The organism is Lysobacter enzymogenes, from assembly GCF_023617245.1.
In the GTDB taxonomy this organism is placed as follows: Bacteria; Pseudomonadota; Gammaproteobacteria; order Xanthomonadales; family Xanthomonadaceae; genus Lysobacter; species Lysobacter yananisis.
On record NZ_CP067396.1, the window covers coordinates 4,414,256 to 4,434,888 of the forward strand.

The 20,633-nt window shown below is 69.8% G+C and carries 18 protein-coding genes; 5 read left to right on the forward strand and 13 right to left on the reverse strand.

Annotation, left to right across the window (positions count from 1 at the left end; all coding sequences use genetic code 11):
* Positions 1 to 135: 135 nt before the first annotated feature.
* From JHW41_RS18245 to JHW41_RS27350, 4 genes are all read right to left on the reverse strand, one after another.
* A complete protein-coding gene (locus JHW41_RS18245; protein ID WP_250444244.1) occupies positions 136 to 438 on the reverse strand; it encodes a hypothetical protein in 303 nt (100 codons plus the stop codon).
* 97 nt (positions 439 to 535) lie between these two features.
* Positions 536 to 1,012 carry a hypothetical protein gene (locus JHW41_RS18250; RefSeq protein ID WP_250444246.1) on the reverse strand — a complete coding sequence of 159 codons (477 nt, stop codon included), beginning with the start codon at positions 1,010 to 1,012 and terminating at the stop codon, positions 536 to 538.
* Between the two features lie 168 nt (positions 1,013 to 1,180).
* Complete coding sequence (locus JHW41_RS18255; RefSeq protein WP_250444248.1) at positions 1,181 to 3,619, reverse strand: S9 family peptidase; 2,439 nt, start codon at positions 3,617 to 3,619, stop codon at positions 1,181 to 1,183.
* On the reverse strand, positions 3,616 to 3,798 hold the full coding sequence (locus JHW41_RS27350) for a DUF6053 domain-containing protein (RefSeq protein WP_428995394.1): 183 nt from the start codon (positions 3,796 to 3,798) through the stop codon (positions 3,616 to 3,618). Before JHW41_RS27350 ends, JHW41_RS18255 begins: the two co-directional genes overlap by 4 nt.
* On the opposite strand from JHW41_RS27350, the gene JHW41_RS27355 reads away from it, so the two are divergent.
* Positions 3,758 to 3,961 carry a DUF6053 domain-containing protein gene (locus JHW41_RS27355; protein WP_428995395.1) on the forward strand — a complete coding sequence of 68 codons (204 nt, stop codon included), beginning with the start codon at positions 3,758 to 3,760 and terminating at the stop codon, positions 3,959 to 3,961. The two genes, JHW41_RS27350 and JHW41_RS27355, sit on opposite strands and share 41 nt — an antisense overlap.
* On the opposite strand, the gene JHW41_RS18260 is transcribed toward JHW41_RS27355, so the two are convergent.
* The 7 genes from JHW41_RS18260 to serA form a co-directional block, all read right to left on the reverse strand.
* Positions 3,879 to 4,703: a ferritin-like domain-containing protein gene (locus JHW41_RS18260; RefSeq protein WP_057946700.1), complete on the reverse strand. Its 825-nt coding sequence runs from the start codon at positions 4,701 to 4,703 to the stop codon at positions 3,879 to 3,881. The genes JHW41_RS27355 and JHW41_RS18260 overlap by 83 nt on opposite strands.
* A gap of 280 nt (positions 4,704 to 4,983) precedes the next feature.
* Positions 4,984 to 6,453, reverse strand: a complete 1,470-nt coding sequence (gene purF, locus JHW41_RS18265) for an amidophosphoribosyltransferase (protein WP_057946699.1) — start codon at positions 6,451 to 6,453, stop codon at positions 4,984 to 4,986.
* A 222-nt stretch (positions 6,454 to 6,675) separates the two neighbouring features.
* Complete coding sequence (locus JHW41_RS18270; protein WP_250444249.1) at positions 6,676 to 7,545, reverse strand: CvpA family protein; 870 nt, start codon at positions 7,543 to 7,545, stop codon at positions 6,676 to 6,678.
* A 71-nt stretch (positions 7,546 to 7,616) separates the two neighbouring features.
* Positions 7,617 to 8,726, reverse strand: a complete 1,110-nt coding sequence (locus JHW41_RS18275; RefSeq protein ID WP_250444251.1) for an SPOR domain-containing protein — start codon at positions 8,724 to 8,726, stop codon at positions 7,617 to 7,619.
* 257 nt (positions 8,727 to 8,983) lie between these two features.
* On the reverse strand, positions 8,984 to 10,249 hold the full coding sequence (gene folC / locus JHW41_RS18280; RefSeq protein ID WP_250444253.1) for a bifunctional tetrahydrofolate synthase/dihydrofolate synthase: 1,266 nt from the start codon (positions 10,247 to 10,249) through the stop codon (positions 8,984 to 8,986).
* A gap of 1,180 nt (positions 10,250 to 11,429) precedes the next feature.
* On the reverse strand, positions 11,430 to 12,074 hold the full coding sequence (locus JHW41_RS18285) for a histidine phosphatase family protein (protein ID WP_250444255.1): 645 nt from the start codon (positions 12,072 to 12,074) through the stop codon (positions 11,430 to 11,432).
* A 4-nt stretch (positions 12,075 to 12,078) separates the two neighbouring features.
* On the reverse strand, positions 12,079 to 13,641 hold the full coding sequence (gene serA / locus JHW41_RS18290; RefSeq protein WP_250444257.1) for a phosphoglycerate dehydrogenase: 1,563 nt from the start codon (positions 13,639 to 13,641) through the stop codon (positions 12,079 to 12,081).
* 580 nt (positions 13,642 to 14,221) lie between these two features.
* Here serA and JHW41_RS18295 point away from each other — a divergent pair.
* From JHW41_RS18295 to JHW41_RS18305, 3 genes are all read left to right on the forward strand, one after another.
* Positions 14,222 to 14,437 carry a DUF6289 family protein gene (locus JHW41_RS18295; protein WP_250444259.1) on the forward strand — a complete coding sequence of 72 codons (216 nt, stop codon included), beginning with the start codon at positions 14,222 to 14,224 and terminating at the stop codon, positions 14,435 to 14,437.
* Positions 14,438 to 14,738: 301 nt separating this feature from the next.
* Positions 14,739 to 14,966, forward strand: a complete 228-nt coding sequence (locus JHW41_RS18300; protein ID WP_057946692.1) for a DUF6289 family protein — start codon at positions 14,739 to 14,741, stop codon at positions 14,964 to 14,966.
* Between the two features lie 232 nt (positions 14,967 to 15,198).
* The gene (locus JHW41_RS18305) at positions 15,199 to 15,432 is read left to right on the forward strand and encodes a DUF6289 family protein (protein ID WP_057946691.1); all 234 of its coding nucleotides are present in this window, start codon (positions 15,199 to 15,201) and stop codon (positions 15,430 to 15,432) included.
* A gap of 103 nt (positions 15,433 to 15,535) precedes the next feature.
* On the opposite strand, the gene JHW41_RS18310 is transcribed toward JHW41_RS18305, so the two are convergent.
* Positions 15,536 to 17,647 (reverse strand): S46 family peptidase, encoded by a 2,112-nt coding sequence (locus JHW41_RS18310; RefSeq protein WP_250451096.1) that lies wholly within the window; start codon positions 17,645 to 17,647, stop codon positions 15,536 to 15,538.
* A 331-nt stretch (positions 17,648 to 17,978) separates the two neighbouring features.
* On the opposite strand from JHW41_RS18310, the gene JHW41_RS27360 reads away from it, so the two are divergent.
* Positions 17,979 to 18,044 carry a DUF6053 domain-containing protein gene (locus JHW41_RS27360; RefSeq protein ID WP_428995567.1) on the forward strand — a complete coding sequence of 22 codons (66 nt, stop codon included), beginning with the start codon at positions 17,979 to 17,981 and terminating at the stop codon, positions 18,042 to 18,044.
* Positions 18,045 to 18,169: 125 nt separating this feature from the next.
* Here the strand turns inward: JHW41_RS27360 and JHW41_RS18315 are convergent, their stop codons facing one another.
* A complete protein-coding gene (locus tag JHW41_RS18315) occupies positions 18,170 to 20,272 on the reverse strand; it encodes a S46 family peptidase (protein WP_250451098.1) in 2,103 nt (700 codons plus the stop codon).
* Positions 20,273 to 20,633: the final 361 nt, after the last annotated feature.

The following is a 20,633-nucleotide window of genomic DNA, read 5'->3' on the forward strand; positions in this document are numbered from 1 at the left end:
CATTTGATGGAATCGGTGCGCAACTTGTGCGCGCCACGTCATTGCGCGCACCGACGGCTTCACGCTCCGCCGGACGGAATGACGGTGTCTATCGCGTCGTGCCGGACAACCGGCGACGCGCCGCGCCGGCCGCGGTCAGGGCGCATCGGCCTCGGGCTTCAACGCCGTCAATTGCCGGGTCTCGACCAGCCAGCGCGCGGCCCGTTCCATGTGCTCGCGGTTCACCGCGGCGACCACGACCAGGTTCGGCTCGAAGAACGCGCCGCACTGGCCGAGATCCGCGGCGATGTCCTGCGCCAATCGCACCGGCTCGTAGAAGAACAAGCGATAGCTGCGGCCGCCGGCCAGCAGGCACGCCTCGCAGTAGAAGCCCTTGGACTCCCAGATCGGCGCGTCGGCCGCGTAATCCTCGGGGAAACTCAGCGAATGCTCGTTCATGCCCTTGCCCGCCTCGCGCGGCGCCGGGCCGCCTCTTCGTTCATCGCCCGTCGCCCGTCGCCGGCGGGCATGCTATCCGCCGTGCTTTGCCCTGCGTTCAACCGGGCCACCCCTCGCCAATGATCGAGCGCATCGGCCGGACCCTGTGGTCGAGGATCGGGTTCTGGTGCAGATGCTCCGGCATGCCGCAGCGATCGAGGTCGGAACGGCAAAGCACGTCGTACAGCTCGAAGCACGCCAGGCGCAGTTGGTAGCTCAGCGGATAGATGCGCCCGTCGGTCGGCGCGGCAGCTTCGTCGAGGTAATCGGCGATATCGCGCAGGGCGGCGTGCGCACGCGCCAGCAGTGAATAGTCGACCAACGGATTCAGTCGCACGCAGTTGCACAGGCGCAGCGCCGTGCGCGCCCAACGCGACAACGGCTGCGCCGCCGGTACCTGCGGCATCGCGGCCAGATGATCGATCACCTGCGCCAGCCCGGCGCTGCGTTCGACGAAGTACTGCGCGACCTCGCCGCGGGATATCCAGGTAGCTCGATGCAGGGACAGATCGACATGGCGCAGGTAACCCGCCAAGGCGATCGCCTGCGCGCGCGGCAGCGCTCGGTATCTCATCCTTGCATCCCCGTCCTCATCGCAACGTGCTTGCCGAAGCGCGGCCAGTATCGCCGAAACCGCCCCGCGCCGCGCCACAGCGGCGGCGCGGGGACTCGTCGGACTACCGCCCCTGCGGGGAACCCCGCTTCAGAACACCTGCCCGGTCGGCTTGCCCGACGGCGGCGCCAGCTTGTATCCGACCGGCGGCTTGGTCCCGCCCAGATGCTCGACGAAGTAATCCCACATCCGCCGCGTGTAATACGCGTCGTTGCGGAACAGTTCGTGGTTCTGGTTCGGCAGGTACAGCAGGTCGAAGTCCTTGTTGGCGCGGATCAGCGCCGCGGAGAACTGCAGGGTCACCGCCGGTAGCGCGTTCTCGTCGAGATCGCCGAGCACCAGCATCAGCTTGCCTTGCAGCTTGTCGGCCAGGGCTGCGTTGTCGAGCTTGCGGTAGTTTTCCGGTATCGCGCCGGGCGTGGGCTGGACGTGGCGGCCATTGCCGTAGTCCGGCGGCCCCCCAAGCAGGCGCTCCAGGCCGTTGACGCCGCCGCCGTACATGCCCTGGTAGTTGTGCGGGCCGGCCGAGGACACCGCGACTTTGTAGAAATCCGGCCGGTACAGCATCGCCCGGGTCGAGGTGTAGCCGCCGAAGGAGTGGCCGTAGACGCCGACGCGGCCGGTGTCGATGCCGGGGAAGCGTTCGGCCAATTGCTTGATCGCCGCGACATGGTCGTCGATCTGCGGATCGGCGAAATCGCCGAAGCTGACGTCGTGGAACGCCTGCGAACGTCCCGGCGTGCCACGCGCGTCGATGGTGATCGTCACGAAGCCCAGCCGCGCCAGCGCCGAGCGCGAGATCGGGTTGGTGGTCGCGGTGGCATCGACGAAACCGACCGGCGCGTTGTTGATCTGCGGGCCGCCGTAGTACGCGTCGATCACCGGATACTGCTTGGGCCGGGCCTTCTCCTGCGAGTAATCCGGCGGGAAGTACGCCGTGGCCCAGATCTCGCTGCGGCCGTCGGCGGCGGTGAACTTGAGCCGTTGCGGCGGCACCCAGCCGGCGGCGCGCACGGCGCTGTCGTCGGCGCGTTCGAGTTCCAGCGCGATCGCGCCGTCGCGGGTGGAGCGCAGCACGGTGCGCGGCGCGGCGTCGAGGGTGGAATAGCTGTCGACGACGTAAGCGCGGTCGGGCGAGAGCTGGTCGTTCGGCGGGCCGCCGAGGATCGCGCTGGCGCCGGCCTCGATGGCGTGGTCGGCCGCTTCGGGCGTCAGCAAGGTCGGCTCGCCGCCGTCGAGCGACACCCGGTACAGCCGGCGCTGGTAGGGATCGCCGGGCTCGCGCCCGCCGGCGGTGAAGAACACTTCGCCGCGCGCTTCGTCGACGCCGATGACGTCGCGCACCAGCCACTTGCCTGAGGTGATCTGCCGGATCAATCGGCCGTCGCGCAGGTCGTAGAGGTAGAGATGGCCCCAGCCGTCGCGTTCGGAGAACCACACGATCTGATCGCGCGCGCCCAGCACCGCCACCGCCGGGCGGCTGTAGAGGAAGTCGTTGAGCTGGATGCGGGTGTCGGAACGCTCTTCCAGCAACGCGCGGGTCTTGCCGCTGTCGAGCTCGATCTCGGTCAGCTGCATGCGCGCCGGGCGGTCGTAGCGCGCGATCGGCGCATAGGCGCGGCGGCCGTCGGCCGACCAACCCAGCAAGTCGGATTCGATCGCGTGGTTCCAGCCCTCGGGGATGGCGATGCGGCGGACCTTGCCGGCATCGACATCGATCGAATACCACTCGTCGCGCGCGGTCTCGGCCTCGCCGAGCAGGCCCAGGCGGATGTCGTAGACCTTGGGCTTCCAGCCGTCCTCGGGCGCCATCGCCACCATCGGGTACGGCTGGACCTTGCGCTCGTCGTAGCGGGTGCCGAACACCCGCTTGCCGTCGGGCGACCAGCTCACCGTCATCGGCGGCGATTTCCATTTGCCCTGCTGTCGCGGCACTGCGTGCAGGGCGAAGTCGGGCAGCACGCCGTAGCCGTAATGCTCCTCGCCGTCGCGGGTGAGCTGGCGTTCGGCGCCGCTGCGCAGGTCGCGCAGCCACAGGTTGTGCTCGCGCACCAGCAGCGCGCGGGTACCGTCGGGCGAGGCCAGCCACAGCGGATCGGCCACGGCCAACGCGGATTTCTCGCAGCGGTAGGCCGACAGGTCGCACGACAGCGCGACCGCGCCGGCGGCGAAACGGCCGCGCAGCGCGCCATCTTCGATCCACACCGAGCGCGGCGCCGGGTCGGCGTCCGCCGCGACCGCGGCCAGCGCCTGGCGCAGGCGCGCCGGATCGAACAAGGGCGCGCGGCTGCGCCCGGCCGGATCGACCAACACGTACTCGGCGCCCGCGGCGCCGTCGCGGCGGTACCAGAAGCGGCCGTCGGCGAGCCAGTTCGGATCGACCTTGGCGTTGCGCACCTTGCCCTTGAGGTTGTAATCGAGCACTTTCTCGGCGCGGGCGTAGTCGTCCGCGCCGGGGCCGGCGGCGTGCGCGTGCAACGTCGCGCAGGCCAGCAGCGATGCGGCGAACAGCGGAATCGTCGTTCTCACAGTCTCCCCTTCCCTGTCTGTGGAACGGCGACCATGGCATATCCGCCACGGCCGCGCTTTGCGCGCGCGGGTGGCGGGGTGATGCGGCGCAGCGAACGCGCGCAGGTGTGTTTTTTTGTGGGAGGGACTTCAGTCCCGATGCGTTTGGCTCGGTGCGCGGCGATCTGGCCGAAAAGCATCGGGACTGAAGTCCCTCCCACAAAAGCCGAATGCGTCGGGACTGAAGTCCGTCCTGCAAAAGCGTTCAGCGCCGGTCGGCTCAGTCGCGCGTGTTGGCGAAGGCTTCCAGCATGCGCAGTTCTTCGTCGTCGAAACCGGCGGCGCTGCGCGCATCGAAATTGAACGGGCCGTACAGCACGGCGCGCGCGTACTCGGCCAGCAGTTCGCGGAAACGCGGGTTCGGATCGACGCCGGCGCGCGCGCAGTACCAGCGGAACCAGCGCGAGCCGGCGGCGACGTGGCCGACTTCCTCGCGCAGGATGGTGTCCAGGATCGCGACGGTGGCTTCGTCGCCGATCGAGCGCAGCTTGACGATCATGCCCGGGGTCACGTCCAGGCCGCGCGCCTCCAGCACCCGCGGCACCAGGGCCATGCGCGCCAGGCCGTCGTGCGCGGTCTTCTCGGCCATCTCCCACAGGCCGTTGTGGGCGTCGAAATCGCCGTAGTCGTAGCCCAGCTCGCGCAGGCGGTCGCGCAGCAGCTGGAAGTGGCGCGCCTCGTCGTTGGCCACCCCGACCCAGTCGGCGTAGAACTGCGCCGGCAGGCCGCGGAAGCGGTAGACCGCGTCCCAGCCCAGGTCGATGGCGTTGAATTCGATGTGGGCGATGGCGTGGACGAAGGCGGCGCGGCCCTCGGCGGTGCCGAAGCCGCGCTTGGGCAGTTCGCGCGGATGCACCAGCGCGGGTTTCGCCGGCCGTCCGGGCATCCGGATCGGCTCGGGCGGCGGCGCGTCGTCCGGCGTCGCCAGCTCGCCGCGCGCGAACGCGCTGGCGCAGGCGAAGGTCAGTTCGACTTTGGCTTCGGGCGTGGCGGCGTCGAGGCAGGCACGGGCGGCGTCGAACAAGGTGGCGGGAATGGCGGTCATGCGGGCGGCGGCGATAGGAGCGAACGGAGGGCGGCGATGCGGGTAGCGCGATCATCGCGCATCTTTCGCAACCCCCGTCTTGCCGACACCGTCATTCCGGCGAAAGCCGGAACCCATTTCGATTTTGCTCGTGCGGTGCGGGCGAAAGCATCAACAGCAACGGCAAAAATGGGTTCCGGCTTTCGCAGGAATGACGGATTGGGAGAGACGCACAAACCGGGCTCCGCAGCGGAAGCAGGAGCGGCAGCGAAAACCCACCGCCCCGGCACCGCCGCCGTGCTCACGAAGCGCGGCGGGTCTTCTTGGCGTCGTCCGAACGCATCTGCTGGATGCGCTCGAAATACCCCGGCTCCACGCCGGTCACGTATTCGCCGTTGAAGCACGACGAATCGAAGTGGTCGATGCGGTGCTTGGGCCCGGACACCGCCTGCTCCAGCGCGTCGAGGTCCTGGTAGATCAACCAGTCGCAACCCAGCAGTTCCTGCACCTGCTCGTCGCTGCGGCCGTGCGCGACCAGTTCCTCGGCCGACGGCATGTCGATGCCGTAGATGTTCGGATGGCGCACCGCCGGCGCGGCGGAGGCCAGGTAGACCTTGCGCGCGCCGGCGTCGCGCGCCATCTGCACGATCTGGCGCGAGGTGGTGCCGCGCACGATCGAGTCGTCGACCAGCAGCACCACGCGGTTGCGGAACTCCAGCGGGATCGGGTTGAGCTTGCGCCGCACCGACTTCGCCCGCTCGCCCTGCCCCGGCATGATGAAGGTGCGGCCGACGTAGCGGTTCTTGATGAAGCCTTCGCGGTACTTCACGCCGAGGGTGTTGGCGATTTCCAGGGCCGAGTCGCGCGAGGTGTCGGGAATCGGGATGACCACGTCGATGTCGTGGTCCGGGCGCAGGCGCAGGATCTTCTCGCCGAGCGTCTGGCCCATGCGCATGCGCGCCTTGTGCACCGAGACGTCGTCCATCATCGAGTCGGGACGGGCGAAGTAGACGTATTCGAAGATGCACGGCGTGTGCTTGCGCACCTCGGCGCACTGGCGCGAGAACAGCTCGCCGCGCGCGGTGACCACGATGCCTTCGCCCGGGCGCACGTCGCGCACGCGCTCGAAGCCGAGCAGGTCCAGCGCCACCGATTCGGAGGCGACGGCGTATTCGTCCTGATTGCCGATGCGGCGCTTGCCCAGCACCAGCGGGCGGATGCCGTGCGGGTCGCGGAACGCGACCAGGCCCAGGCCGAGCACGGTGGCGACCACGGCGTAACCGCCGACGCAGCGGCGGTGCACGCCCTCGATCGCGGCGAACGCGGCCTCCGGGGTCAGCGCGCGCTGGCGGTCGAGCTCGTGCGCGAACACGTTGAGCAGCACTTCCGAGTCGGACTCGGTATTGATGTTGCGGCGGTCCTGCTCGAACACCTCGCGGCGCAGGGTGTCGGTGTTGATCAGATTGCCGTTGTGGGCCAGCGCAATCCCGTAGGGCGAGTTGACGTAGAACGGCTGGGCCTCGTCGGAGCCTTCGCTGCCGGCGGTGGGATAGCGGCAGTGGCCGATGCCGACGCGGCCTTCGAGCAGGCGCATCGAGGCTTCGTCGAACACGTCGCTGACCAGGCCGTTGCCCTTGTGCACGCGCAGGCGCGCGCCGTCGGCGGTGGCGATGCCGGCCGCGTCCTGGCCGCGGTGCTGCAGCACGGTGAGTCCGTCGTAGAGCTGGGCGGCGACATCCGTGTTGCCGACGATTCCGAGAATGCCGCACATAGCGCTGGTCCTGCCTGTGGTGTCGCGTGGGGACGCGGTGAGTCGTGGGGCCGCCTGCCGCGGCGGCGCGGATTATCGCCCGTGGCGGCCGCAATTGCAGTGCCGCGGCGCCGGCGACGGCCGCGGCGGAAGCGAAACGGCCGGACAGGCAAGCCCACAGATGGCGCCGCCTCCGGCATCGATCAGCGGCGCGGCGCGCGATGCAGCGTTGCGCGCCGGGCCTTATTGCACGTGCTTGTCGTCGTTGCGCGAGTCGATCGGGCGGCCATCGTCCTGGATCCGGCCGTCTTCGCCCGCGCGCGGGCGGGTGCCCGCGCCTTGTCCGGACGGCACCTTCGGCATCAGATCGCGCAAGGCGCCGGGCAGCATGTCGGTCAGCGGATTGCCGCTGCCGCCGCCGCGGCGCTGGGCCTGCGGTTCAGGCAGCGGCTGCGGCAGCGCCTGGGCCGGGTCGCCGCGCGCGGGACCCTGGCCGCCGAACGCGCCCGGCAGCGCGCCGCCGAGGCTGTCGAGCCCGCCGGTCGGCAGCTGCATCTTGCCCTTGATGTTCTTTTCCAGCTGGCCGGCCTCGGTCTGCACGGTTTCCTGCAGCGAACCGCCGCGGCCTTCCAGGTCGACCTTGGCCGCCATCGGGTCCGGCAGCGCGCTGCGCATCAGCTGCGCGCCCGGCATCAGCACCTTGGCCAGGCTCGAATCGCGCCAGCTGCGCTCGCGCGGCAGCGTGGTCATGCCCAGCACCACCAGCAGCGCGCAGGCGAAGATCAGCCCGCGCAGCGTCCCCAGGCCCAGGCCCATCAACCGGTCCATCTCCGACAGGCCGTAGGAATGGGCGACGGTGCGGATCACGTAGCCGAGGATGCCCACGCCGATCCAGATCGCGGCGAAGCACAGCGTGTAGCCGGCGGCATAGGAGCCCCAGCTCAGGCCGCTGTCGCCGAGCGCGTGGGCGACGTCGCCGCCGAACAGGAACGCGCCGAGCCCGGCCAGCAGCCAGGCCGCCAGCGACATGGCCACGCCGATCAGCCCGCGCGCCATGCCCAGCAGCGCCGACAAGGCCACGATCAGCAGCAAGCCCCAGTCCAGAGCCGTCATTGCGCCTTACTCCCTAGCGTGTTGCGGCCGCCGCTCACTGGCAGCCGGTTGCGGTCGCGCCGGCCGCGTCCTTACGGATGCGGCTTGACCAGCGCATCGCCGATGCCGAGCTTGGACCCGACCTGGCCCTTGAGCTTGTCGGCGTCGGCGCGATTGACCACCGGACCGATGCGCACGCGGTTGAGCGTGCCCTTGTCGGTGCGGACCTGTTCGACGAAGGCGCTGAAACCGGCCGCGCGGGCGCGGTCGCGCAGCTTGTTGGCTTCCTCGGCGTTGCCGAAGGCGCCGAGCTGGACGGCGAAACCGGTGCCGGCGGCGGCGGGCTTGGCCGGCTCGGGCTTGGCGGCCGGCTTCTCGACCGGCTTGGCCGGCTCCAGCGGCTTGGTCTCCACCGGCTTGGCGGCGGCGACCGGCTTGGTGTCGGCCGGCTTGGCCGGTTCCGGCTTGGCGGGCTTGGCTTCGGCGGGCTTGGCCGCGACCGGCTTGGCCGGCTCCGGCGGCAATGCCGCGGGCTTGACCGGCTTGGTGTCGTTGAGCGGCGCGGGTGTGCTGGCCGGCTTGGCCGGCGCCGGCGCCGGCGCCGGACCGGACGCCAGGTCGGCGGCGTCGGCGTTGAGCACGACGACCTTGGCGTTGATGTCGTTGCGCACCTTGGTCGAGTTCAGGCGCGCGGCCTCGGCGTCGGCCTGGGTCGCGAACGGCCCGATCCGCACGCGGTAGACGGTACGGCCGTTGGCGCCGGCCGCGGTTTCCTGGTAACCCGGCAGGCGCGCGGCCTGCAGCGCGGCGATGACCCGGTCGGCGTCGCCGGCGCTGGCGTAGCTGCCGAAGCTGACGGCGTAGTCGCCGCCGGCGGCGGCGGCCGGCTGCATGCCCTGGCGGCCGGCGGCGGTGTCCACCGTCGGCAGGGTCTGGCCGTTGCCGGCCGGCGCGGCGGCGCCCGGCTCCGGCTGCGGACGCTCCATCCCGACCATGCCGTCCTGCGGCGCGTCGCCCGGGGTCACCAGGGGCAGCTCGCGGGTTTCGCCCTGGCCGCCCTGCGGCTGGTCGGGCAGGGTCAGCGGAACATCGGAGGCGCCGCTTTCGGGCGCCGGGCCCTTGATCAGCATGGGCAGGAAGATCACCGCCAGTGCGACCAACACCAACGCACCGATCAATCGCTGTTTCAGGGCAGGTTCCATCGCTACTCAGTCGCTCGCTGGCCGGGGTGCCGCGCGAATTATACCCCCGGGCGGCGAAAGGACCGGGCACGGGCGGTGTGGCTCGGCCGGGCATTCAGAAAAACACGCGGCGCACAGGGTTTGTGCGCAGGGAACAGAAAGAAGCCTTTAGAGCAGGTTTTCTTGTGGGAGGGCCTTCAGGCCCGACGCTTTCCTGTCCGGTCGCTGCGATCAGGCAGCAAAGCATCGGGCCTGAAGACCCTTCCGCCGCAAACGGCTTACCCGTCGGCGAGCGCCTGCAAGGCCTCGGCCGCGGTGTGGAACGAGCCGAACACGAGAATGCGTTCGCCCTCGCCCGCCGCCGCGCGCGCCGCGGCCAGGGCCTCGGCGACGCTGGCATGGCGCTGCCCGGCTTCGGCCGCGCCGCCGCGCAGGCGTTCGGCGAACGCCTCCACCGACACCCCGCGCGGGCCGCTCAACCCGGCCAGGTGCCAGGCCGCGATGCGCTCGCCCAGAGCCGCGACCACGCCGCCGGCGTCCTTGTCGCCGAGCGCGGCGAACACGGCCCGGGTCGGCCGCAGCGGCTGCGCGTCGAGCCACGCGGCCAGTTCGCGCGCGGCCTGCGGGTTGTGGCCGACATCGACCAATATCTCGGCGCCGCCGCGTTCGAACCGCTGCAGGCGGCCGGCCACGCGCGCCTGCGCCACGCCTCGCGCCAACGCTTCATCGCTCGGCGCGGTATCCAGCGCGCGCAGCGCGGCGATGGCGACCGCGGCGTTTCGCATCTGCACCGGCGCGCTCAACGCCGGGCGCGGCAGTTCGACCTCAAAACCGACCTCGCGCCAGTTCCAGCTCGCCTCGTCGTCCGGCGCCGGTGCGAAGAAGAAGTCGCAGCCCGCGCGCACCGCCGAGGCGCCGATCAGGTAGGCGTGGCGCAGCACGCTCGACGGCGGATCGTCGTCGCCGAGCACCAACGGCTTGAAGCCGCGGGCGATGCCGGCCTTCTCGAAACCGATGCTTTCGCGGTCGTCGCCGAGGTAGTCCTGGTGATCGAGATCGACGGTGGTGATCACCGCCACGTCGGCGTCGACGATGTTGGTCGCGTCCAGGCGCCCGCCGAGGCCGACCTCGAGGATCGCCAGGTCGAGCCCGGCACGCTCGAACAGCCACAGCGCGGCCAGGGTGCCGTATTCGAAATAGGTCAGCGCGACCTCGCCGCGCGCGGCCTCGATGGCCTCGAACGCGGCGACGATGTCGGCATCGGCCGCATCGGCGCCGTCGATGCGGATGCGCTCGTTGTAGGCCAGCAGGTGCGGCGACGTGTAGGCCCCGACCCGGCGCCCGTCGGCGCGGGCGATGGCCTCGATGAAGGCGACCGTGGAGCCCTTGCCGTTGGTGCCGCCGACGGTGATCACCTCGCGACCGGGGCGGGTCAGGCCGAGGCGCCGATGGACTTCGCGGATGCGTTCGAGCCCCATGTCGATGGACTTGGGGTGGATGCGTTCGATGCGGGAGAGCCAGTCGGCGAGGGGGCGGGTTTGCATGCGGCTATTGTCGCCGATCCTGGCGCCGGCTGGATGGTCCGCCGCCCAGGCTGGGGCGTTGCGGATCCACGGGGACGGGGCGTCGGTATCTCTGGGTGGCATGGCGGTGTCGAGGCCATCGCTGCGGGACGGCAGAATCCTCCTGGGCCCAGTCGGCGCCTGGAGAATCGGCTGTTGCTGTTGCTGTTGCTGTTGCTCTTACTGTTGCTCTTGGCTTGGACGTCACCTCACCGAAGACCACTGTTTCGCAGACCCGGAGGGCGCGCGCATGGATGCGCGCGTGCGCCGTAGGGGCATGGATGCCCCTTACGGCGCATCCCCGCGCCGGGTGCTGGACTTAGTGGCTTTTGACCTTAAACAAGCGTTTTTCTTTGGCTACTTTCTTTTGTCGCGCTGACAAAAGAAAGTAGCTCGGCCGCTTGCGGACGAAAGCTTTTGATGGTGGCTTGTCGTCGCGCGATACATCGATAACGGCGAAAGCAGCAGCAACGTCAACATGGATTCCGGCTTTCGCCGGAATGACGATTGTGGAGTTACGTATCCGACTGTAGGAGCGGTGCGAGCCGCGCCCGCGGCAACGCAACTACGCCGTAACTTTCGCTGCAGGCGCGATGGCGCGGTCGCGGCTTGCGCCGCTGCTACAGGGGGCGTTCCGTGGTGGGCGCTGCTTTTTTTCGTGTAGCTACGGGTGACGACAAGCGAACATCAAGGGCTTCCGTCCGCAAGCGGCCGGGTCACTTTCTTTGTCTTAAGCCACAAAGAAAGTAACCAAAGAAAAGGCCTTGTTTTTTCGAGTCAAGAGCCACTAGGGCTCGAAAGGGACGCGGGGCCGCGCCATAAGGGGCATCCTGCCCCATAGCGCGCGTGCGCATCCATGCGCACGCCCTCCGGGGCTACTGGACGACTTCATCGGGCTTAAGGGCGAGCACAAGCAACGGCAACGGCAACGGCAACGGCACCGGCACCAGCACCGGCAAGATCAAAATGGATTCCGGCTTTCGCCGGAATGACGGTGGGCAAGGGACGATGTGGTTGCGTTGCCCGCTCCTGCAACCGCAGACGAAACCAGCCAGGGTCCTTTAGGAACGGCGCGAGCCGCGACCGCGACAAACTCCAACGCCGGCGAAATCCGCAACCGCGGCCTCCTCCGAGGCCGCGCCCAATCGTCGTGCGCCCGCGCTCACAACGCCCGATGCACCGCCTCCCCGAACAACGCCGTGTGGTGGCTGCAATCGTTCAAGCGCACCACGTCCAACCGGTCCACATGATCGCCTTCGAGCAGGTTCAACGTCGTCGGCGCCTGCCGGAACGTCCACAGCTTGGCCAGCGGTATGCCGAGGATCCGGCACAGCAGCACCCGGTTGACCGCGTCGTGGGCGACCACCAGCAAGGTGTCGTCGTCCTTCAAGCCTTCGCAGGCCTTCGCGAACGCCGGCCAGGCGCGGTCGAGCACGTGCACGATCGATTCGCCGCCGGGCATCAGCACCTCGTGCGGGGTCTCGCGCCAGGCGCGCAGGCGGTCGCCGTCGCGCTCGCGGATTTCGCTGGCGAGCAGGCCTTCCCAGGTGCCGTGGGCGATCTCCATCAGGCCCGGGTCGAGCTTGAGCATCGGCGCGCGCTCGTCGCCCAGCGCGAGTTCGGCGGTGCGGCGCGCGCGCGACAGCGGCGAGGCGACGGCGCGGGTGATCGGCACCTCGCGCAGGCGCGCGCCGAGCGCGCGCGCCTGGGTTTCGCCGACCGGCGACAGCGCGATGTCTTCCTGCCCCTGGTAGCGGCCTTCCGCGTTCCAGGGGGTCTCTCCGTGGCGGGCGAGCAGGATGCGCATGCGCTTACACCTGCGCCAGCGAGAGGATGCCCGGGGTCGCGCGCAGCGCCGCCAGTTGCGCGTCGTCGACCGGACGGTCGACCGTGATCGCCGCGCGCGCCTGGCCGTCGCCGGCCGCGCCGAGGGCGAAGTTGACGATGTTGACGCCGGCCGCGCCGAGGGTGGAACCGACCGCGCCGATCATGCCGGGACGGTCTTCGTTGCGCAGCAGCAGCACGTGCGCCTGCGGGTCGAATTCGATCTCCACGCCGTCCAGGCGGACCACGCGCGGACCGCGGTGCAAGGTCGCCTCGATCTCGCGCGTGCGCTTCTCGCCGATCACCCGCAGCTTGAGCAGGCGGTCGAAACCGTCGCCGTTGCCGCCGAGCGTTTCCGACACGGTGAGCCCGCGCGCGGCGGCTTCCTGCAGCGCGTTGACCGGGGTGACGCGGCCCGACGCGGTGCCCAGCAGCGCCGCCACCAACAGACGCGACAGCGGCCGCGTATCCAGCGCCTCGGTGCGTCCGGCGTAGGTGATTTCCAAGCGCGTCGGCGCCGGCACCAGACGCGCGGCGAGACGGCCCAGCGCCGACATCAGCGGCATCCACGGGCCGACTTCGCGCGCGGCCTCGGCGGTCAGCGGCGGCAGGTTGACGCAGCCGGCGACCGCGCCGGTGGCGACGAAATCGATGATCTGCCGCGCCAGGATCGTGCTCACCGCCTGCTGCGCTTCGCTGGTGGACGCGCCCAGGTGCGGGGTCAGGATCAGCTTGGGATTCGCGCGCAGCGGCGAGTCGGCCGGCAGCGGTTCGGTGACGAAGGTGTCGAGCGCGGCGCCGGCGATGTGGCCTTCCTCGATCAGCGTCAGCAGCGCGGCCTCGTCGACCAGTCCGCCGCGCGCGGCGTTGATCAGGTAGGCGCCCTTCTTCATCGAGCGCATGCTCGCTTCCGACAGCAGGTTGGTGGTTTCCTTGGTCCGCGGGATGTGCAGGGTCACCACGTCGGCCCACGCCAGCAGCTCCTCCAGCGTCTTCAGCGGCACGCTGCCCTTGCCGGCGGCGGACGCGGGCAGGAACGGATCGTGCGCGGCCACTTCCATGCCGATGCCCTGGGCCTTGCGCGCGACCGTGCCGCCGATCCGGCCCAGGCCGATCACGCCGAGCTTCTTGCCTTCCAGTTCGAAGCCGGTGAGGCCGTTCTTCGGCCACTCGCCGGCCTTCATGCCGGCGTCGGCGCGCGGGATGTGGCGGGCCAGCGCGAACAGCAGCGAGATCGCGTGTTCGGCCGCGGCCAGGGTGTTGCCGTCGGGCGCGTTCATCACCGCGATGCCGCGCGCGGTGGCGGCGTCGACGTCGATGGTGTCCACGCCGGCGCCGGCGCGGCCGATCACGCGCAGGTTCGCGGCCTGCGCCAGCGCCTCGGCCGGGACCTTGGTCGCCGAACGCACCAGCACCGCGTCCACGCCCTTGAGCGCTTCGGTCAGCGCGGCGGGATCCTTGATCGGGTCGGACACCACGACGTCCCAGCCCGCTTCGCGGAACAGGGTCAAGCCGTCTTCGTGGATGCCATCGCAGGCCAGTACTTTCATCGTCGCAAGCTCCAGGTCGTGAGGGGATCAGACGAGGACACGCTTGCGAGCCGGCACTGCGGGAAAGATCGCCTGGGGTGCTCCGGCGCCGCGAGCCCATCGGGGGCCGGGAACCGGGACCGCCTGGGGCGGCGCCGCTCTGGGGGCGGCTTTCTGACACGGGTCGGGAGACGGGGCCGGCTGGCATGGGAATCCGCGACTGCCCGCGCAGCCTACGGCAGGCCGCGCGGGCATTGCAAGCGGCGTGTGCGCGGCCCGCGACCGCGGCCGCATCGCGCCCGCGCACGCACGAACATACGGCCGCGGCCTGTCGCACTGCCGGTGCGCAGCGCCTTGCGCGCCGGCGCGGTGCGTTCCTAAGCTGGCTTGCGAGCGGCCGAAACGCGGCCGCCGCCGCCGGCGCGGCCGCCGGGGACCAGGGACGGAGTCGGCCGGGACGAGGCGTCGCGCGAACCGTTCGCACGCTCCGCCCCGCCCGGCATCGCGCCGAACGCGCATCGTCCGCCTGCCCCGCGCCTTCCGCGCAGGCGCACCGCGCCGGGGCTTGGCCCGGCGATCTCATCACGACAAGGAGCGCCTCATGAGCAAAAAGAAACTGGTCCTGACCCTCGGCCTCGGCCTGACCCTGTTCGCCACCGCCGCCTCGGCGGTGTTCGTCGGCCGCGGCGAGTACGCGGCTTACTACCGCAACGGCGAACTCGTCGGCGGCGAGTCGCGCGACTGCGACAACAACCTCAGCCAGTGGGGCGAAGTCACCGACGATTACGACATGGGCTACTGGGTCTGCGGGATCTGACCGCTGCGAACGCAGGCAGCGAACGCGACGGCGGGGGCGACCCCGCCGTTTTCGTTTTCGCCGTTTCGCATACGGCCGCCGCGAGCGTCGTAGCGCGATCGCGGCAGGCGCGCAACGCATTGGCCCCACCCGCGCGCCTCGATGCGTTCGACCAATTCCCGATTCCGAACGCGCAGCGCGCCTGTCCGTACGACCATCGTCACAAAGCGACGATCAGGTGTTAGATGTCACGTGAGTAAACCGAGCGCGAAGCCTAGCTTCGTGGCGCCGGCGATCTGCCGGCACTTCGAGAGAACTCACCATGCGCAAGACACTCGCTCTGGGGCTCGGCCTGGCGGCGTTCGCCGCGGTCGGCGCCGCGGTCGCGGCGATCGGTCCGACCGGTCCCGGCCAGATCTACACGTACTACGACGACAACGGCGCGGTGGTCGGCCGATCGTCGATCCATTGCGACGGCACGCCCGAGGCCTGGGGCAAGTTCACCAAGAACTACGACGTCGGTTACTACCTCTGCGATCCGGAGCCGTAATCGGCGCACCCGCGTCCGCCATCCGCAGACGCCGCGAGCGCCCGGCGCCATCGCGCGCACCGCACCATCGCACTGCCGCAATACACGATCGAACCGACCCACGCAGCGCACGCCCCGCTCCGACGCGAGCGACGTCACGATGCGAGCGCGCACCGCGCGTCGAAGATCCCGCCAGCGTCCGCGCCGCAAGGCCGCCGACGTCCATCTTCCGCACAGTCAACAGGAGTTCGTCATGCGCAAGTCTTTCGCCCTCGGTCTCGGCCTCAGCGCCGCCCTGGTCGCCACCGCCGCCCTCGCCCGCCCGCCGGGCCCGGACGAAATCGGCGAGTTCTACTTCTACTTCGACGCCGCCGGCAACGTGGTCGGCCAGGCCGAGCTGAGCTGCAGCGGCGTGTACACCGAATCGGGCGTGCGCACCGCCAAGTACAGCAGCGGGCATATGGTGTGCCCGCCGCCGCGCGATTGATCCGGCAAGGCTGAAGGCAGAACAGGAGTGAGCGCAGAGGAGCGAGGAGCGAACGAAAGCAAGGCGCTACTCACTCCTCACTCCTCTGCGCTCACTTCTCGCCTTACTTGCCCGACGCCGGCACGCCCATCTCCGCCAGCAGGCGCGGCGCCGGGAACGCCTCCTGCATGACCCAGCGCATGTAGCGCTGATCGACCGAGATCGTGCGGGTCGCGGCCGGATCGAACAGCCAGCTCGAACTCACCGATTCCCAGTTGCTGTCGAAGGCGATGCCGACCAGCTTGCCCTGGCCGTCGAGCACCGGCGAGCCGGAATTACCGCCGCTGATGTCCAGGTCGGCGAGGAAGTTCACCGGCACCGACTCCAGCCGTTTGTCCGCCAGCGCGCCGTAGCGCTTGGCCGAGATCGCGCCGAGCAACGGTTGCGGCGCGGCGAACGGCGCGGCGCCGCTGTGGCGCGCGGCGATCTCCTCGACCCGGGTGAACGGCAACTGCTTGGCGCCGTTGTCCTTGGTGTACGCGGTGACCGTGCCGTAGCTCAACCGCAGCGAGCCGTTGGCGTCGGGATAGGCGATGCGGCCGACGCTCTTGCGGAAATCCGCCAGCGCCTTGAGATAGACCGGGCGCGCGGCCACGGTCTCGCCGGCGCGCGCGCGGATCTCCTGCTCCATCTGCAGCAGGATCGGCATCGCCGCGACCGCGAAGCCGACCGCGCCGTCCTTGAGCGAGTCCTTGCTCTCGAACGAAGCGCGCTCGGCGTTGAGCCAACCGGCGCGCTGCTCCACTCCGAGCAGGCGCGACTTGCCGATGCGGTCGAGCGCGCGCTTGATCGCCTTCTCGTCGTCGCCGTCGAGCCATTGGTCGATCGCGGCGACGCGGTGCTCCTTGCCGAGCTTGACGTACTCGTGCAGCCAGTAACCCAGCACCTGCCGGTCCACGCGCACGTCGCTGCGGCGGTCGAATTGCTTGAACCCGTTTTCGTAGGCGCCGCGGTCGCGGTCGTGGAAGCCGCTCTCGCGCTGCGCGTCGGGCTTGGCCCGCTCGATCGCCCCGCGATAGAGCTGGGTCGCGTTCCACAGCGCGCCGGTGGCGGCGAGCTGGCCGAGGATCAGGTCGCGGTCGCGTTCGGCGCGCGCCTGGTTGCCCAGCTCGACCAGGCGCGCATGCGCGTCCAGCGCCGGCTGCCCGGCCGCGCCCTTGCCGCGCAGCCATTCCAGCAGTTCGTTCTCTTCGTTGCGCTTGAGCTGGGCGGTGCCGGCGCGGCGGAAGCTCTCGATCTGGCTCTCGTAGTTCTTGGCCGCGCCGAGCCAGCCGCGCACGGTCGGCGCGTACTTGGCCTGGGCCTGCGGGTTCTTGCGGGTTTCGGCCTCGACCAGCGCGGCCAGGCGCTTGTAGTGCGCGGCCACGGTCGGATAGGTCCACTCGGCGTTGGCCTGGAAATCGTCGGCCATGGCGTAGCGGTTGGTCAGCGACGGAAACCCGGCGAGCATGACGAAATCGCCCGCGCCGAGCGGCTTGTCGGCGATCTTGAGCCAGCGCTTGGGCTGGTAGGGGATGTTGTCGATCGCATACGGCGCCGGCCGCCCGTCCTTGCCGACGTAGGCGCGGTAGAAAGCGAAATCGCCGGCGTGGCGCGGCCACATCCAGTTGTCGTTCTCGCCGCCGAAGTTGCCGATGCCCTCCGGCGGCGCGTAGACCAGGCGCAGGTCGCGGATTTCCAGGCTGCGCTGCAGCTCGAAGCGGTTGCCGCCGAAGTAGCTGTAGAGCCGGCAGCCGTAGCCCGGCGTGCGCTCGCACTCGCTCACCAGTTGTTTTTCCAGCGCGTCCAGCGCGGCCATGCGCGCGGCCGGATCGGCGGCGGCGGACAGCGCGGACTGCACCTTCGCGGTCACGTCCTGGACCGAGTCGAGCACGTAGATGCGCGCGTTCGGCCCGGCCGAGACTTCCTCGTTGTTGGTGCCGGTCTTGAAGCCGTCGCGCAGCAGGTTGCGCTGGCCGGTGGAGTTCAGCGCGATCGCGCCGAGCGCGCAATGGTGGTTGGTCAGCAGCAGTCCCTTGGACGAGACGAAGCTGGCGGTGCAACCGCCCAGCGGCACCACCGCGCCGAGCGGATCGCCCTTGGGATCGGCCCACTGCGTTAGTTGCTTGGCGTTCGCGCGCGCGCCGGACTGCTTGAGCGCCGAGGCCAGCTCGGGCAGTTGCGACGGCGTCCACAGGCCTTCCACCGCGCGCGCCGCGCCGTGCCAGGCCAAGCCGCTGAGCAACGTCCCTGTCATCGCCATCGCTCTGGCCAGCACCGCGTATTGCATCAAGACGTCCCGGGGTTCGAGGGAGGTCGAGTCTAGCCTGAGGAAAACTGTGAAGGCCATTGGCAAAAGCGTCGTCGCGGCAATATCGCGAAGAGGCTTGTGTCGTTTAACGCTGTACTAATTTTTCCCGTGGCGAAAACTAAAATTTTCGTTAGCGCGGCGGCCCGGCGATGCCGGCTCTTGCGGGAGCGGCTTCAGCCTAATGCCTGTCGCTCTTGTGGGAGGGGCTTGAGCCCCGATGCTTGTCGCTCTTGTGGGAGGGGCTTCAGCCCCGATGCCTTCCGCTCAGGTCGCGGCGATCTGAGACAAGAGCATCGAGGCTGAAGCCCCTCCCACAACAGCGCAAAGCATCGGGGCTCGCGCCACTGCCACAAAAGCAGAACGCCAGCCCGAGGGCTGGCGTTCCGGGTTACGCGATCTGCACAGCGCTTACTTCTTCTTCGCCGCCTTCGGCGCCACGCCTAGCTCGCGCAACACCTGCGGCGCCGGATAGACCTCCTGCATGATCCAGCGCATGTAGCGCTGGTCGACCGCGATCATGCGGGTCATGGTCGGATCGAACACCCAGTTCGAGCTCACCGACTCCCAGTTGCCGTCGAAGGCCAGGCCGACCAGCTTGCCCTGCCCGTCGAGCACCGGCGAACCCGAGTTGCCGCCGGTGATGTCCAGGTCGGACAGGAAGTTCACCGCCACCGTCTTCAGGCGCTTGTCCTCCAGGCCGCCGTAACGCTTGTCGGCGATGGCCTCCAGCAGCGAATCGGGCGCGTCGAACGGATCGGCGCCGGTGGCCTTGGCCGCCACTTCCTCGAGCTTGGTGAACGCGGCCTGCTTGCTGCCGTCGAGCTTGGTGTAGGCCTTGACGTTGCCGAAGGTGATGCGCAGGGTCGAGTTGGCGTCCGGATACACCGCCTGCTTCTGGCTCTTGCGATAGTCGATCACGCCCTGCAGGTAGGCCGGACGCGCGATCAGGGTTTCGCCCAGCGCGGTCTTGTCTTCCTGCTCCATGCGCAGGTTCGCCGGCAGCAGCGCCTTGGCCAGCTCGATCGCCGGGTCGCGGCTCTTGTCCAGCGCCGCGCGGTCGGCGCCGAGCAGCGCCACGCGCTCCTTGAGCGAGCCGAGCTTGGTCTTGGCCAGCTTGTCGAGCGCGCGCTTGATCGCCTTCTCGTCGTTGCCGCCGAGCCAGCGGTCGAGCTCGGCGATGCGCTCGCCGGCCGGCAGCTTGACGTACTCGCGCAGCCAGTACGCCTGCAGCTCGCGGTCCATGCGCGCGTCGTAGCGGCGGTCCATCTGCTCCAGCCCGGCCTTGATCTCCGGAAGGTCGCGCTGCTGGTAGCCCGGCTCGCGCTCGGCGTCGGGCTTGGCGCGCTCGACCGCCACGCGGTACACGGTGCCGGCGGCGCCGATCGCGCCGCCGCGGCGCAGCTGCGAATAGATCAGGTCGCGGGCGCGATGATCGGCCTTCTTCGCCTGCAATTCTTCCAGCTTGGCGTGCGCGTCCAGCGCCGGCTTGCCGGCGTCGCCGCGCTTGCGCAGCCAGGCCAGCACCGCGGCCTCGTCGGCGTGCTTCTTGGCGCCGGCGTCGATGCGCTTGAAGCCTTCCAACTGGCCGTCGTAGTTCTTCAACGTGTTCTGCCAGCCGCGCACGGTGCTGGCGTACTTCACCCCGATCTCCGGGTCCTGCTTGGCGGTGCGCTCGACCAGCGCGACCAGGCTCTTGTAGTGCTGGGCGATGGTCGGATAGGTCCAGCTCTGGGTCGCCTCGAACTCGCTGGCCAGGGCGTAGCGGTTGGTGCGGCCCGGGTAGCCGGCGACCATGACGAAGTCGCCCTCGCCCAGCGGCTTGTCGGCCATCTTCAGCCAGTGCTTGGGCTGGTAAGGCACGTTGTCCTTGGAATACTCGGCCGGCTTGCCGTCCTTGCCGACGTAGGCGCGGTAGAACGAGAAATCGCCGGTGTGGCGCGGCCACATCCAGTTGTCGACTTCGCCGCCGTAGTTGCCGATGCTGCCCGGCGGCGCATAGACCAGGCGCACGTCCTTGATCTCGATGTTGCGGAACAGGCGGTAGGTGACGCCGCCGAAGAAGCTGTAGATCTCGCAGCTGTAGCCCGGCTCGGCCTCGCACTGCGCGACCAGACGCTTCTCCACGGCCTGCGCGGCGAGGGTGCGTTCGATCGGGGTCGCGGCGCCGGCGATGGCGGCATCGACTTCGGCGGTCACGTCGCGGATCGAATCCAGCGCATAGATGCGCGAGGCCGGGCCGGCGGAGACTTCGTCGCCCGGCGCGGCGGCGTTGAAGCCGTCGCGCATCAGGTTCTTCTGCGCGGTGGAGTTGAGCTGGATCGCGCCGTAGGCGCAGTGGTGGTTGGTCACCACCAGGCCCTGCGGCGAGACGAAGCTGGCGGTGCAGCCGCCGAGCGAGACCACCGCGCCCATCGGGTCGCCGGTGAGGTCGGCCAACTGCTTGGGATCGAGCTTGAGCCCGGCCTTCTTCAGCGGGCCGGAGATCTCCGGCAACTGCTGCGGCACCCACATGCCCTCCACCGCGCCGGCCGGGGCCGGCAGCCCCAAGCTCAACGTCCCTGCCGCGACGGCGGCGGCCAAAACCGTGTAGCGCATGCGTATACCCCTGATCTGTACGGAAAAACGGTCTCAGAGTCTAGCCCGGCGCGGCCGGCCTCGCCATGACGCGGGGTGGCCGTCGACGGGCTCTGGCGGGGGCGTCGGTCGCAGTCCGGGGGCCTGGGCTGGTGGGCCCGGCTTGCCTCCAGGTTCGGCGGCACCGGGACATGCCGGTGCGCCTGCCTCGGGGCGTTGCCGGCGGGCACCGCGGAGCGCTGCCTCCAGCGCGCCGGGTCGAGCGCGATCCGGATGTCGGGTCGCCAGCGTAAGCGAC